The sequence below is a fragment of the Paraburkholderia hospita genome, assembly GCF_002902965.1.
GTDB classification, from domain to species: Bacteria; Pseudomonadota; Gammaproteobacteria; order Burkholderiales; family Burkholderiaceae; genus Paraburkholderia; species Paraburkholderia hospita.
In genome coordinates this window covers 25,612-39,990 of record NZ_CP026109.1, presented here as the reverse complement: position 1 = coordinate 39,990, position 14,379 = coordinate 25,612, and the positions used below count along the sequence as shown (strand labels likewise).

16 protein-coding genes are annotated in these 14,379 nt (G+C 60.5%); 8 read left to right on the top strand and 8 right to left on the bottom strand.

What is annotated here, in order from left to right; all coding sequences use genetic code 11:
- Positions 1-419 precede the first annotated feature (419 nt).
- From msuE to C2L64_RS48960, 8 genes are read left to right on the top strand one after another with little or no spacing between them, the layout of a single operon-like run.
- Positions 420-1,001, top strand: coding sequence for an FMN reductase (gene msuE, locus C2L64_RS48995; protein WP_090836847.1), 582 nt, complete (start codon positions 420-422; stop codon positions 999-1,001).
- 29 nt (positions 1,002-1,030) lie between these two features.
- Positions 1,031-2,131 carry a dimethylsulfone monooxygenase SfnG gene (sfnG, locus tag C2L64_RS48990; RefSeq protein WP_090836845.1) on the top strand — a complete coding sequence of 367 codons (1,101 nt, stop codon included), beginning with the start codon at positions 1,031-1,033 and terminating at the stop codon, positions 2,129-2,131.
- Entirely contained in the window at positions 2,131-3,279 is a 1,149-nt protein-coding gene (locus C2L64_RS48985; protein WP_090836843.1) for an AMP-binding protein, read from the top strand. The genes sfnG and C2L64_RS48985 overlap by 1 nt, the downstream gene beginning before the upstream one ends.
- A gap of 18 nt (positions 3,280-3,297) precedes the next feature.
- The gene (locus C2L64_RS48980; protein ID WP_090836841.1) at positions 3,298-4,077 is read left to right on the top strand and encodes an ABC transporter ATP-binding protein; all 780 of its coding nucleotides are present in this window, start codon (positions 3,298-3,300) and stop codon (positions 4,075-4,077) included.
- 13 nt (positions 4,078-4,090) lie between these two features.
- Positions 4,091-4,972, top strand: coding sequence for a branched-chain amino acid ABC transporter permease (locus tag C2L64_RS48975; protein ID WP_090836839.1), 882 nt, complete (start codon positions 4,091-4,093; stop codon positions 4,970-4,972).
- Positions 4,973-4,980: 8 nt separating this feature from the next.
- Positions 4,981-6,048, top strand: a complete 1,068-nt coding sequence (locus C2L64_RS48970) for a branched-chain amino acid ABC transporter permease (RefSeq protein ID WP_090836837.1) — start codon at positions 4,981-4,983, stop codon at positions 6,046-6,048.
- Between the two features lie 58 nt (positions 6,049-6,106).
- Positions 6,107-7,468, top strand: coding sequence for an ABC transporter substrate-binding protein (locus C2L64_RS48965; protein ID WP_090836835.1), 1,362 nt, complete (start codon positions 6,107-6,109; stop codon positions 7,466-7,468).
- A 2-nt stretch (positions 7,469-7,470) separates the two neighbouring features.
- Complete coding sequence (locus C2L64_RS48960) at positions 7,471-8,319, top strand: ABC transporter ATP-binding protein (protein WP_090836833.1); 849 nt, start codon at positions 7,471-7,473, stop codon at positions 8,317-8,319.
- A 121-nt stretch (positions 8,320-8,440) separates the two neighbouring features.
- Here C2L64_RS48960 and C2L64_RS48955 read toward each other — a convergent pair whose 3' ends face one another.
- From C2L64_RS48955 to C2L64_RS48920, 8 genes are all read right to left on the bottom strand, one after another.
- Entirely contained in the window at positions 8,441-8,896 is a 456-nt protein-coding gene (locus tag C2L64_RS48955) for a DUF3788 domain-containing protein (RefSeq protein ID WP_090836831.1), read from the bottom strand.
- A gap of 258 nt (positions 8,897-9,154) precedes the next feature.
- Positions 9,155-9,574, bottom strand: a complete 420-nt coding sequence (locus C2L64_RS48950) for a cupin domain-containing protein (RefSeq protein ID WP_090836829.1) — start codon at positions 9,572-9,574, stop codon at positions 9,155-9,157.
- Between the two features lie 61 nt (positions 9,575-9,635).
- A complete protein-coding gene (locus C2L64_RS48945; protein WP_090836826.1) occupies positions 9,636-10,331 on the bottom strand; it encodes a glutathione S-transferase N-terminal domain-containing protein in 696 nt (231 codons plus the stop codon).
- A gap of 184 nt (positions 10,332-10,515) precedes the next feature.
- Complete coding sequence (locus C2L64_RS48940; protein ID WP_090836897.1) at positions 10,516-11,061, bottom strand: carboxymuconolactone decarboxylase family protein; 546 nt, start codon at positions 11,059-11,061, stop codon at positions 10,516-10,518.
- 185 nt (positions 11,062-11,246) lie between these two features.
- Positions 11,247-11,882: a nitroreductase family protein gene (locus C2L64_RS48935; protein WP_090836824.1), complete on the bottom strand. Its 636-nt coding sequence runs from the start codon at positions 11,880-11,882 to the stop codon at positions 11,247-11,249.
- Between the two features lie 337 nt (positions 11,883-12,219).
- Positions 12,220-13,176 carry an AraC family transcriptional regulator gene (locus tag C2L64_RS48930; protein ID WP_090836823.1) on the bottom strand — a complete coding sequence of 319 codons (957 nt, stop codon included), beginning with the start codon at positions 13,174-13,176 and terminating at the stop codon, positions 12,220-12,222.
- 126 nt (positions 13,177-13,302) lie between these two features.
- Positions 13,303-14,013 (bottom strand): SDR family NAD(P)-dependent oxidoreductase, encoded by a 711-nt coding sequence (locus C2L64_RS48925; protein WP_090836821.1) that lies wholly within the window; start codon positions 14,011-14,013, stop codon positions 13,303-13,305.
- A gap of 13 nt (positions 14,014-14,026) precedes the next feature.
- Positions 14,027-14,311, bottom strand: coding sequence for a DUF3331 domain-containing protein (locus C2L64_RS48920; protein ID WP_090836819.1), 285 nt, complete (start codon positions 14,309-14,311; stop codon positions 14,027-14,029).
- Between the last annotated feature and the right edge of the window lie 68 nt (positions 14,312-14,379).

Here is a 14,379-nt window from a genome sequence, read left to right as displayed (position 1 = left end):
CTCCGATGCATTTTGTTGTGGGAACCAAAGTCGAATTGCTGATTACGCAGCAGCGTCGTTATCGATGCCGTCTCTGCGTCAGCAGTCACGTCACCCGACGTCTCTCAGACGCCGGACCGGTTGGACTACTGAAAGGCTGAAGGCGCCCCGCCCTGCCCGTCGCTGCTGCTCCAGCAGCAGCGACGAGACCATCCTGATTCACCAGCTACATACGCCGGTCTGCAATGGTTCCATGTCGTCACGATATGCGGCCCCGAAACAGGCTCAAACCGTTATGCCCTCTGGTTCAGCGTGCTGAAAGAGACAGCTCGCCACATTCGCCGCGAGCATCGTCTGTCTGCGCAAAGTCAATGGCACGGTATTCGCTAAATAGGCTGCAGTCCCGATTAATTCGATTCCAGATTGAAAGGATTGTTCGCATGAGCAACAGATTGAAAGTGGTCGCGGTCTCCGGTGGATTGCAACGGCCGTCACGCACCCTCGTCGTGGTCAAACGTGTTCTCGCGGCACTCGGCGACGCAGTGCCGGTCGACACGCATCTCGTCGAACTCGGCCAGATCGCCTCGAGTCTCGCCGGCGCGGTTCATCGCGCGCAGGTCCCCGTCGACGTGGAGGCGCACATCAAGGCCATTGAATCGGCCGACCTGCTGGTGGTGGGAAGCCCGGTCTACCGGGCGTCGTACACCGGACTCTTCAAGCATTTGTTCGATCTCGTGCATCACGAGGCGCTCTTCGATGTGCCGGTTCTGCTCGCCGCGACCGGCGGCAGCGATCGCCACGCGCTCGTCATCGATCATCAGTTGCGTCCGCTGTTCAGCTTCTTTCAGGCGCGCACGCTGCCGATCGGCGTGTACGCGTCCGAGGTGGACTTCAACGGCTATGCCATCTCGAACCCGGCGCTAGAAGAGCGCATTGCACTGGCGGTGACGCGCGCGCTGCCCTGGCTGCATGCGGGCCGCCTCCCCGATGCGTTTGCGCAGGCCGCGACACTGGCTGCATAAACCCCTTTCACTCAACTATCAGGAACACCATGAGCCAGAACCCTACTCACGACGACGTCAAGTTCGCCTACTGGGTGCCCAACGTCAGCGGCGGCCTGGTTGTTAGCACGATCGAACAACGCACCGACTGGAGTCTGGAGTACAACCAGAAGCTCGCGCAAACCGCAGAGCAGGCTGGTTTCGACTACGCGCTGAGCCAGATTCGTTTCACCGCCGGCTACGGCGCCGAATATCAGCACGAATCGGTTTCATTCAGTCAGGCGCTGCTGCACGCCACCACCAAACTCAAAGTGCTCGCCGCGATTCTGCCCGGCCCGTGGAATCCCGCAGTCGTTGCCAAACAACTGGCCACGATCGACCATATTTCGAATGGCCGTATCGCGATCAACGTGGTGAGCGGCTGGTTCAAGGGCGAGTTCACCGCGATCGGCGAGCCATGGCTCGAACACGACGAGCGCTATCGGCGTTCAAACGAATTCATTCAGGCGCTCAAAGGCATCTGGACGCAGGACAACTTCACCTTCAAGGGCGACTTCTACCGCTTCAACGACTACACGCTGAGTCCCAAGCCGGTTCAGAAACCTCATCCCGAGATCTTCCAGGGCGGTAGCTCACGCGCCGCTCGCGACAACGCCGCCAGCGTGTCCGACTGGTACTTCACCAATGGCAATACGCCGGAGAACCTGAAAGCGCAGATCGACGACATCCAGGCCAAGGCAGCCAGAAATAACCACAAGGTGCGCGTCGGAGTGAACGCCTTCGTGATTGCGCGCGATACCGAAGAAGAAGCGAAGGCCGTGCTCGACGACATCATCAGGCATGCTCACGTCGAAGCCGTGCAGGCCTTTGGCGATGCGGTGAAGCAGGCCGGTAAGGCTTCGCCCGAGGGCGAAGGTAACTGGGCCAAATCGAGTTTCGAAGACCTCGTGCAATACAACGACGGTTTCCGCACCAATCTTATCGGCACGCCGCAACAGATTGCCGAGCGCATTGTTGAACTGAAGTCAGTGGGCGTGGATCTCGTGCTGGCCGGCTTCCTCCATTTCATCGAAGAGGTGGAGTACTTCGGCAAACGCGTCTTGCCGTTGGTGCGCGAGCTCGAACGCAAACAGCAGGCAAAGGCTGCTTGATGACGGCGCACGCACAACCGTCGACGCTACCGGAGTGGCTGCGCCATCAGGCGCAGCGCCGGCCGCATGCCGTCGCGTTGCGCTACAAGCGGCTGGGTACATGGCACGCGTTGTCGTGGCAGGACGTGGCCACGGCGGTCGAGCAACTGGCCGCCGGCCTCGCGCAACGCGGTTTTACTGCGGGCGACGCCTTGCTGCTGGTCAGTCATCCGCGTGAAGAGGCGCTGTTACTGTCGCTCGCGGCTCAGTGGAACGGTGGCGTGGCCATCCCGCTCGATCCGCAAATCGCCGACGGCACGTTGCGCGCGGCGTTCTCCCAGCTTGCGCCACGTTTCGTGTTCGCCGCAGACGACAGCCAGTTGGACCGTCTGCTGGCGCATGACGGATTGCGCGTGATCGACGCCAACCCGCGTAACCTCCCGCCCCATCCGCATCCCGCCGTCACCGACTATCGCGCACTGTTGATCCGCCACGAAGGCCGCTTCACCTCGACCGCGCGTCCGCACGACGACGCGTTCGCCTTCGTGCGTCTGGATGCGGATGGACAACTCGTCGCGCAACGCTTCTCCCATGCGACGCTGGTACGCGAAGCAGAGCAACTCATCGGCACGGAGAAGCTGACCGCTCGCGACGACGCGTTCGCCGCGCGGGCCTTTGCGGCGGCCTCCCAGGCGCGCTACCTGATCGCGCCATGGGTAGTGAGCGGCTTCCGCCTGAATTTTCCGGAGTCGCTGGCGACGCGCGACAACGATCGCCGCGAACTCGCACCGACGCTGGTGGCCGGCACGCGCGAAACCTACGCGCGGGTGGCCCAGTTCGTCGATGAGCGCTTGCCCGGCGCACGCTCATTGCGCCGCCGCCTGATCAGCCGGGCGCAACGCGGACAGGGCGGCCCACTCGCGCGCACCTTGACCTGGTGGCTCATCACCCGCCCGTTGCGCGAGGTGATCGGCTTTTCACGCACCCATGCGGCGCTCGTCATCGGGCCGCCGCTCGACGAGACGACCGCTTCGCTATTCAGCGCGTTACGGGTGAACGTGCGCGCCTGGCCCGATACCGGCGAATGGCGACGCGTCCAACACCCGCGCGAAGCCGCAGCGCATGTGCGCCATGGCGCAGACGACGCGGCGCAACAACCAGCGTATTGATGTATGACTCAACTTTCCATGACTTCGTCTTCCAACGCGCTGCTGTCGCTCGATCGCATCTCGCTGTCGTTCAAAGGCGTGAAAGCGATCACCGATATCAGCTTCACCGTGCGCAGCGGTGAAATCTGCGCATTGATCGGCCCGAACGGCGCGGGCAAAAGCTCGCTGCTCAACGTCATCAATGGGGTGTATCAAGCGCAGCAGGGCAGCGTGCATTTCGACGGCCGCGCCTATCGGCGGATGAATCCGTATCACGCCGCGCACAGCGGCATTGCGCGCACGTTTCAGAACATCGCGCTGTTTCGCCGTATGAGCGTGCTGGACAACGTGCTGACCGGCCGCAATCTGCACCGGCGCAGCACATGGCTCGAACAGACCTTGAACATCGGCCGCGCGCACGCCGATGAACGCGTGCAACACCAATACGCCGAAGTCGTAATCGACGCGCTCGACCTGCAACGTTACCGGCATACCACCGTCGGCACACTGCCGTACGGCGTGCAAAAGCGCGTCGAACTGGCCCGCGCCCTCGCCGCCGAGCCGCGTCTGTTGCTGCTCGACGAGCCCATGGCCGGCATGAATGCCGACGAAAAGCGCGCCATGGCCGGTTATGTGCTCGACGTCAACACGCAATTCGGCGTGACCGTCGTTCTCATCGAGCACGACATCGGCGTGGTCATGGACCTGTCGGATCACGTGGTCGTGCTCGACTACGGCAAGAAGATTGCCGACGGCGCCCCCGCCGACGTGCGCAGCAACCCGGATGTACTGGCCGCCTATCTCGGCACCCGTCATTGAGAGACCGCAGAACATGGGATTTTTTCTCGAAGTACTCGTCGGCGGCTTGCTGGCGGGCGTGATGTACTCGATGGTCGCGATCGGCTTCGTGCTGATCTACAAGGCGTCCGGCGTCTTCAATTTCGCGCAGGGGTCGATGGTGCTGTTCGGCGCGCTGACCTACGTGAGCGTCGTCGAGCGGCATGTGAACCCGGTCCTCGCGTTTGGTCTCGCGCTCGCGGCACTGGTGCTGATTGCCTTGCTGATCGGCCGTCTCGTGCTGCGCCCGCTGGTGAATCGCCCGCCCATCGTCCTCTTCATGGCGACGCTGGGTCTGAGCTTCATTCTGGAAGGCGCCGCGCAGTTGTTCTGGGGCGCTCAGGTGCACGGCCTGGAGCTGGGCATCGACGACAAACCGCTGAACGTGGGCGGCGTCATGATCAGCCAGTTCGACATGTTTGCCGCGGCCACCGCCGGCGTGCTGGTGCTCGGCCTGTCGCTGCTGACCAATCGCACGCGGCTCGGTTTGTCGTTGCGCGCCGTGGCCGACGACCCGCTCGCCGCGCTGGCCATCGGCGTGCGGCTGCCGCGGGTCTGGGCAATCGTGTGGGCGCTGGCCGGGTTCGTCAGCCTCGTGGCGGGGCTTCTGTGGGGCGCGCGGCTCGGCGTGCAGTTCTCGTTGTCGCTGGTCGTGCTGAAGGCGCTGCCGGTGCTGATTATCGGCGGTTTTTCGTCGATCGGCGGGGCGATTGTCGGCGGCTTGCTGATCGGCGCGTCGGAGAAGCTTGCCGAAGTGTATGTGGGCAGCCTGCTCGGTGGCGGCATCGAAAACTGGTTTCCGTACCTGCTTGCAATGCTGTTCCTGCTCGCGCGGCCCGTCGGTCTATTCGGCGAACCCGCCGTCGAACGTGTGTGAGGCCGGCTATGTCATCGTCTAATCCCGTGTTGGCCTCGCCGCGCAAGTTCAAAGCGTACTCGGGGCGCTCGCCGCTGCTGAAACCGGCACTCGCGGTAAGCGCCGCGCTGATCGCATTTGTCGTCGTACCGGCGTTCGGCAACGACTATTGGCTCAACGCGATTCTGATTCCGTTCCTCGTGCTCTCGTTGGCGGGACTCGGATTGAATCTCGTGACCGGTTACGCGGGACAACTGTCTCTCGGGTCCGCCGCGTTCATGTCGATCGGCGCCTATGCCACCTACAACCTGGTCGTGCGCGTGCCGGCGTTGCCGCTGGCCGTCGATCTGTTTCTCGGCGGACTGATCACCGCTATTGCCGGCGTGCTGTTTGGCCTGCCGAGTTTGCGCATCAAAGGCTTCTATCTAATCGTCTCGACCCTGGCCGCGCAGTTCTTCGTGGAATGGATCTTCACGCGGGTGAGCTGGTTTTCCAACGACGATACGTCGGGCGTGCTAAGCGCGCCGCGACTCACGGCGTTCGGCTGGAAAATCGACACGCCCGCCACGCGCTACCTGCTCGTGCTCGGGGTCGCCACGGTGCTGTTCGCTCTCGCAGCCAGTCTCGTGCGCAGCGAGCTCGGCCGACGCTGGATGGCCGTGCGTGACATGGACACGGCCGCACGCGTGATCGGAATTCCGATCGGCCGCACCAAGCTCCTCGCCTTCGCGCTCAGTTCGTTCGTCATCGGCATTGCAGGCGCGCTGTGGGCGTTCGCGTATCTGGGCACGGTCGAGCCGCACGGCTTCGATCTCAATCTGTCGTTCCAGGTGCTGTTCATCATCATCATCGGCGGCATGGGCAGTATCCGCGGGAATTTCCTTGGGGCCGCGTTCATCGTCCTGCTGCCCATCCTTCTTTCGAATGCGGCCGGTTCGCTCGCTACCATCGGCATCGAAGCCGGCCAGTTGCAGAACCTGCAGAAGATCGTCTTCGGCACGCTGATCATCGTTTTCCTCATCAAGGAGCCGGACGGGCTCGCAAGACTGGTTCGGACCGCGCGGAACCGTCTGCGCGACTGGCCGCTGCGGGCATGACGCCGCGTTCTCTCATCGTTTTTCAAACCATCTCTTTTCCATTCAAGGTCCGACCAGTATGAAGCTCATCGACTCCTTCAAAAAGCGCGGAACGGTCTCGCGCGTGGCGGCTACCGCCGGCCTGATGCTCGCCCTCACCGCTGCGTTCGTACCCAATGTGCGAGCCGCGGGCGAAGAATATTTCCCGCTGCAAAGCTATCGCGTCGGTCCCTATGCGGCGGGCGGCAGCGGTTTCTTCGGCGGCTTCATCGACTATATGAACCTCATCAATAAGCGCGATGGCGGAGTCAATGGCGTCAAACTGACGTGGAGCGAATGCGAAACGGAATATGTCGTGGAAAAAGGCGTCGAATGCTATGAAAGGCTCAAGAGCGGCCTGAACGGTGCCCCCGCGGCGGCGACGAATCCGCTTTCGGTCGGCATCGCCTATGCGACGCTCGACCGGTCGAGCGCCGACAAGATTCCACTCATCACGATCAACCACGGCCGCACGGATTCCACCGACGGCGCGGTGTTCCCGTATGTCTTTCCGCTGCAACTCAACCCCTATAGCGAAGTCTCCGCGATCGTCAATTACATCGGCCAGCAATCAGGCGGCCTGAATCAGCTCAAGGGCAAGAAGATCGTGGTGCTTTACCACGGCTCGCCTTATGGTCGCGAAACGATCCCTGTGCTGGATGCCCTTTCCAAAAAGTACGGTTTCGAGCTCACGCAGATCGAAGTACCGCATCCGGGCAATGAGCAAGGTTCGCAGTGGCTCACCATCCATCGGATCAATCCGGACTGGGTGATTCTGCGTGGCTGGGGCGTGATGAATCCGGTCGCATTGAAATCCGCACAGAAAGTCGGCTTTCCTGCGAATCACATCATCGGCAACATCTGGAGTAATTCGGAAGAAGATGCGCGCCCGGCGGGCGAAGCCGCGAAAGGTTTCATTTCGATCACGACGCATCCTTCAGGTACCGACTTCCCCGTCATTCAGACGATCAACCAGTACGTAATCAAGCCAGGCAACGGTGACCTGAAAGATCCTGCGCGTTTCGGCACGGTGTACTACAACCTGGGCGTGGTCAACGGCATTCTGAATGTCGAGGCGTTGCGCGTAGCGCAAGCCAAATTCGGCGACAAGCCGCTGACGGGCGAACAGGTGCGCTGGGGTTTCGAGCATCTCAATCTCGACGACGCGCGTCTGAAGCAGTTGGGTGCGTATGGACTGGTTCAGCCGTTGAAGCTGTCCTGCTCGGATCACGAAGGCGGCGGTGCCGTGCGCTTCCAGCAGTGGGACGGCCAGCAATGGAAGGTCATCAGCGGCTGGGTGCAGGCAGATCGCGCACTGCTGCGTCCGATCATCGAGAAGTCAGCGAATGCCTACGCCAAGGAGAAAGGTATTACGCCGCGCGATTGCAGCAAGGATATCTGACCATGAGCACCGCGCCGATCCTGCAGATTGACGACATTGCCGTGACGTATAGCCAGCTCATACCGGCACTGCGCGGCGTTTCACTGACCGTGCCGTCAGGCGCCGTGGTCGCCTTGCTGGGCGGCAACGGGGCCGGCAAGACGACCACGCTCAAGGCTGTTTCGAGCCTGCTGCGCGCCGAACGTGGCGAACTCACCTCGGGTCGCATTGCGTATCGCGGCAAGTCGATTACCGAAGCGGATCCATGGACGCTCGCCGGGCGTGGGCTCGTCCAGGTGCTGGAGGGACGGCGTTGCTTTGCGCATTTGTCGGTGGAAGAGAATCTGCGGCTGGGCGCTTTTGTACGGCGGCCCGCAAGGGCTGACCTCGAGGCGGAGCTCGAGCGCATCTACGGGATCTTTCCGCGACTCAGGGAGCGCCGCAAGGCACTTGCGGGTTATACGTCAGGCGGCGAACAGCAGATGGTCGCGATCGGCCGCGCCTTGATGGCGCGGCCCGCCCTGGTCCTGCTCGACGAGCCTTCAATGGGACTTGCTCCGCAGGTCGTCGAAGAAATCTTCGAGACGGTGGCGAAGCTGAATCGGGACGATGGTGTGAGCTTTCTGCTGGCGGAACAGAACGCCGCGATGGCTTTGCGCTATGCGAAATTCGGGTACGTGCTCGAAAGTGGCCGGATCGTTGCAAAAGGCGATGCACAAACGCTGCTGGAGCTCGACAGTCTGCGAGATGCGTATCTGGGGGGCGACAAACCCGGCAGCGGTGGAGCGCTGAAAAGATCACGCCGATCTCAGGCTCAGTCCGCTTTACTAAACGTCAGGATGGGTTCCGTCCCGACCTGGCAAGATCGGTAGGTGCGCGCGCACCGAACTTCGCTACTCCCGCCTGGTTCAGCGCATTAATTATCTGTTCACTATAACGTCCGTGCGATCGGGGCCGAAGAGTTTGTCGCGGCTTTTAGAACTTCCGCGACGATCAACCGCGTGAAAGTGTAGGGCGCTTCATACTCATAAGCTCTTTCACCTCATGCTGATCATCCGCAGATAAGATCGGGACAGTCAGCCATTTCCCGTCAGGGTATGCGCGGGCTTCATCGTAGAGCTTGACCAACTGTGGGCTCCAGAAATAACGCCGCGCCTCAAAGTTCTCTCGCTCAATTCGCCCCAAGACTACCAGAACCGAAAACAGCCCGTATGCCGGAAGCAGAGTGCAGAAGGCCTTGGTCTTCTTGTAGCGCAGTGACCAACCGCGTTTCTTGCCGCCATATAACCAATCTGGCGCGAAAACACCGGGGTAGGTTGCCTCGATCCAGTTGCGTAGTTCGACCCAATGTTCAAACGCCTCCGGCCCCATCCAGTCGCGGACAGTGCGCTCATCAGGTTGCGAAGATTTGTCGGCGATTCTATCGCCGATCTGTGCGGACTGTTTCACGTTGCTTTCCTCTGTGTCTTCATGGGTGGACTGCTTCTAGTGGTGCCGATGCTTTCCCTGCCGCGCCATCAAGGCAAATAGGCGGAACCGGATCTGATCCTGTTGAACTCAGGCGAGTGCTAAAAATCGCCTGCGCATACCCATAACGTCGTCCGCCGGCACGCCGTGATAAACAGCTTTTTTGCCATTTGGTGGGGGCGTATGAGTCATATGTCATTTCCTGTTGACGTAGCCACCAGAACGACATCATTGGCTTAGTTATTTGATCGGCGTGGTCAGAGCTTTGTCATTGGTGTCGAGGACGAACACAGCGATCAGCTTTGCCGGCTCGGTCTTGCTCGCGTTGCGGCTGATCGAATGGATAGCGCCCGGTGGTTCGGACCAACTCTCGCCTGCCCGATAGATGTGCGTCTCACCGTCATTCACCTTCGACTCGATCGCACCCTTGATCACGTAGGCGTAGATGAAGGCCGACTTCGCGTGAGTGTGGGGCGGGGAGGCCGCGCCCGGCGCGTAGTCGACTTCCACAGCAATCAGCGACTTGCCGGGAACATTGGGAATAACCTCATCGAAGTTCTTCGAGACGGTTTGCCCTGCGCCGTCGTGGGCCGAAGCTGAGCAGGCCGTCACGATGGCGAGTGTCACGTAGCTGGCAGCGATGATAGTTCGGATCTTCATGGACCTCTCCCTCTGAGTATCGGCTAGTCTTTGTCCTTCCGTGTTTTATGCCGGCCTTACTTCAGGCCGCCGCCACTTCTAACCCGCGCTGCACTGCCGGACGCGCGAGACCACGGTCGTACCAGCGCTGGACATGTGCGAAGCGGTCGAAGCCGACGAGTTCGCGCGCTTCGTAAAAGCCGATCAGGTTGCGCACCCAGCCAAGCAGTGAGATATCGGCAATGCTGTAGTCAGCGCCCATCACCCAGTCGCGGTCCCCGAGCCGCTCGTCGAGGACACCGAGCAGCCGTGCTGATTCGGTTGCGTAGCGGTCGCGCGGGCGCTTGTCCTCATAGGCTTTACCGGCGAATTTGTTGAAGAAGCCAACCTGACCGAACATCGGCCCGACACCGCCCATCTGCCACATCAGCCACTGGATCGTTTCGTATCTAATGTTGGGATCGGTGGAGAGCAGCCGCCCCGTCTTATCGGCGAGATAGATCAGGATCGCTCCCGATTCGAACAACGGAAGTGGCCGTCTGCCTGGACCGTGAGGATCGAAGATCGCCGGAATTTTGCCGTTGGGGTTGAGCGCGAGGAATGCCGGATCGTGGTTCTCGTTCGCCATGATGTCGATACGGTGCGCCTCGTAGGCCAAGCCCGTCTCCTCTAGCATGATGCCGACCTTCACTCCATTGGGTGTCGGTAGGGAAAAGAGCTGGAGCCGATCAGGATACTGCGCCGGCCAACGGGTGAAAATTGGATGATGAAGCGTCATTTTTTTCCTGGGTGAACGGACGGTGCCAGCCCTGGACGGGACAAGGCCGGCTCCTGGATCGATCCGTGGCGGGGCCGTCGGCACCAGGCAAACGGACAACAATGATCCACGGGAGGGCAGAACTGTTCGCCCTAGAGGCTTTCTCACGGACGAACGCGGACAGCCTCAATCGGGTGAATAGAGTTCAGATCGAGCCCGCCGGTGCGACAGCGGGAAAGTCCTTCTCGGGATCGAACACGTTATTGAAGAAGTTCGTCAGGGAGTACATGGCCACCAGCGCGACGACCTCCATCACGTTTGCATCCGTGTAGCCGGCATCGCGAACAGCTTTCAGATCGGCGTCACTGACCCGGCCTCGGGTTTCGATGACTTTGCGCGCAAACTGGACGGCGGCGTCCCGTTTCGGATCGGTTGCGTGACCCTTCCGGGCGAGAATGATTTCATCGGCCGGCAGCTTCGCCATGTGCTCAGCCGTAAAGCTGTGAACCGTCAGGCAGTAGTTGCACCCGTTCACTTCGGAGACAGCCAGGCCGATGCTGTCACGCGTCTTCACGTCAAGTGCCTTGCTCAAGGAGCCGAGCAGGGTCGCCCACGCATTGAACGCGATCGGGCTCTGCGCGAAGGCCGCCATCATATTCGGAGTGAATCCGATATTCTTGGTGAACGCATCGAGTGTCGGCTTCGAATCGTTCGGTACCTGGTCCTGATTTAAGATAGTAGTCCTTGTCATCATAGTCTCTATAAGTTACGGGTTTACTGGTTGGGGAAAGTTCATGTGAAAACCATTCCCTCGGCTTACTTCCTGCCTGACCTCGGGTCGAAGCTGGTCAGGTCTTCAAATAGAAGGTACTTGCTCTTGCCTCCCGTTTTCGCGGCCGCTTGTCGATCCATGCGATCGCCGCCGCGACGACGCATTTATACGAGCGCTAACACATCGGCCACGGGACGGCGTGGCTTCTGTGCCCAGTTTCCAGGTCGCTCCGTTCCGACGGACAACAGCAGGACGGGCACTTCGTCCGCGGCCAGCCCGAACTCGCGGTGCACCGCTTCGGCATCGAAACCGATCATCGGCGTCGAACCCAGGCCCAGTGAGCGGGCTGCATAGATCATCGCCGCTGCGCCAAAGGTAGCGGTGCGGACGGCTTCGTCGCGCCGGCGCTGCGGATACGCCATGTACAGATCGCGCGCGGGGTTTTCCCATTCCGGCACCATCGCGGCCGGCATGACGCCAGCTTTCACCAGTGGGGCCAGGCGCTCCGGTATGACGCTCGTATCGACCAGCTGGCCGCAGACGATGAAGGTAACAGCCGCATCGGTGACTGCGGGCTGGTTCCAGGCGATCGGACTCAGCCGTGCCTTGGCTTCAGGCGTGCGTACGGCGATGAAGCGCCAGTTCTGCAAGTGGAAGGATGTCGGCGCACTGGTGCCGATCCGCACCAGATCGCGGATCTGGTCGTCGCTCAAGGTAGCAGCGGGATCGTAATACTTGGCGGCGCTCCGGCTCAGGATGCATTCGATGACTGCGTTGGTCATGTTGGTTCCATTGTTCATGGGGATTCCTATGGGTGCGAAGAGGGGTTGTGGTGCACGAGTGCTTTCGGTGCGAGGTCTTCATCAGGTGGTTAGGAGCCTCTAATTTAGGCTCACGCGAAAGCAATTTCACGCCTGCATTTGCTCAATAAAATGTCCAAAAGGATCAAGTGAACGCAGACGATTCATCCTCCACTTCAAAACACGGAACGGAGGCATGTTGTCTCATCGGGATCGAGGTTCAGGTATAGACGAACGCGTCGAGGGTCGCCCGCGCAAATGAGCGGCCATCCGCACCGACACTTCTAACGCCTCATCCACGCTTCACACGGAAAGCGAAGCGAGGGTTCGCGGCTACTTACTGGCACTTGCGCGCCAGACGGCGCCATTCACCAGCCGTCATTCCCATCCGCTCGGCGAACAGGCGCCGGAATGAAGATACGGACTGGTACCCTACCGATTCGGCGACCGCCTCGGTGCTCATCGTCGAATTCTTCAGCTCGTTTGCAGCCAGGCTGATGCGGATATCAGTCAGCAAGTCAATGGCCGAGCGCCCGAGCGTGTCCTGGAAGTGCCGCATGAAGGTGGCGCGTGACATGCTGCACAAGCCTGCCAGATCAGGCAAACTCCAGGATCTAGCGGGATCGGAGAACATGGCTGAAATGGCCGGAGCCAGTCGTGGATGACCTGCAAGCGCCAACAAGCCTGCGGGGGCCTGTTCGGATTCGCTCGCCTCGCGCAGTACGAGGGTGAACAGCGCCGAACTGAGCGCGTTGAGGATCGCGTATCCGCCCACCTTCTCGCCCGTGGACTCCTCGCGCATCAGCCCCACGAAACTGGCGAGCTGATTCGAAGCGGACCCGATACCTTTTTCACCATCGTCATTCATGGTCCGTACCACCAGATCTGTAGGCAGGTAATTGCGAATCAGCCGATCATGTGGCGGCGCAATGAAAAATCGCCCGCACAACATGTCCAGATGATCGCCCGTGCCGTCATTCTCGCTGAGCATCAACCCAGCAGAACCTTCGCGTTCGTAAGTAAGCCCAGGGGCACGTCCGCTGCCGTCGTGCAGAACGTGCGCCGATCCGTGTGGCATTAGCACGATGTCGCCGCCGACCAGCTCTCTAGCCGTCCCTGTCTCCGGATTCTCAACGACGGCCCGTCCCTTGAGCACGACGTGGTAGGGGATCTCATTCGCTGCCGACTCGGCCCACGCCACACGCCATGGCGCACCGTAGGTGCAACGGACCTCCAGCCGGCCGGTGATGGTGATCATTTGCAACAGGTGACTCAGCCAGTCGACTTGGGACATAGGACTCCGTTAGGCCTCAGCACAGGAAAGATCGGAATGTGATTGGGCTATTGCGCCAGCCTGCACGTGAAAATTGGATGATTGAGCGCCACTTGCTTCCTGCTTCGCAATCAGCGTCGGCGCATCTCAGCGGCCGGCACTTTGCCCGCCGTCGACGCGCAGGATCTGTCCTGTGATAAACGGTGCGGAATCAAGAAAGAGAATCGCGTCGGCGATATCGCTCATCTCCCCCACGCGTCCCAGCGGATTAAACGCCCGGAGTGCATCATGAGTCTCCGGCGCGTGCATCGGCGATTTGATGATTCCGGGCGCAACAGCATTCACGCGAATCCCCTTCCGCGCGTATTCGATCGCGAGCGACTTTGTAGCGGCATTCAGACCGCCCTTAGTCAGCGCTGCCAGTACGGAATACACGCCGGTGTAAGCAGTGTCGGCGATGCTGGCGGTCACGTTAACCACGTGACCACTCGAATGCCTCTCCATTTCGGCAATGGCGAGTTGCGTGATGTAAAAGAAGCCCCTCATATTCACGTCCATCACAGCAGCGTAGTCTTCGGAGGTGTGTTTGGTGAAAGGCTTTCCGATGTAAATGCCTGCGTTGTTCACCAGAGTGTCGATCCGGCCAAATCGGGCGATGCGTTCGGCAATGACGCGCTGCGCGACGGCCCGATCACCGATATCACCGGGCACCGTCAGGACGTTCGTGTCGTCCGACGGCCTGATCGAACGTGACGTTGCAACGACGGCATAGTCGAGCTCGCGAAATGCCCGAACGATCGCAGCGCCAATCCCGCGAGACGCGCCGGTAACGACGACAACCTTTCGTGACGTGCTCATACTTTAGTACCTTTTAACGTGATGGTATCTGGAGATAGCCAGACACTGCGGAAGCTAGAATCATCCGATGGCGATTGATGGGCACTTGCGATTGATATACGCGCGGACGAAATATCGAATCCCCGTGGCGTATCGGCTTACCGGACAGCGCACAAATAGCATCCGCGCGCGCGAGACCAATACCCCAGATCTGATTCGCGTAATGACCCAGACAGGGATCGCTCCAGCGTATGCTGATTGTCGTCGACGACAGCTTCTCCACGATTGAGATGTGTAAGGGCGAACGTTGGTTTTGCATGGCCGGGCATCGCTCATCATTGAAACCTTATCGGTAAGCACGAATGGGCTCCCAAGAATTGTTGGCAT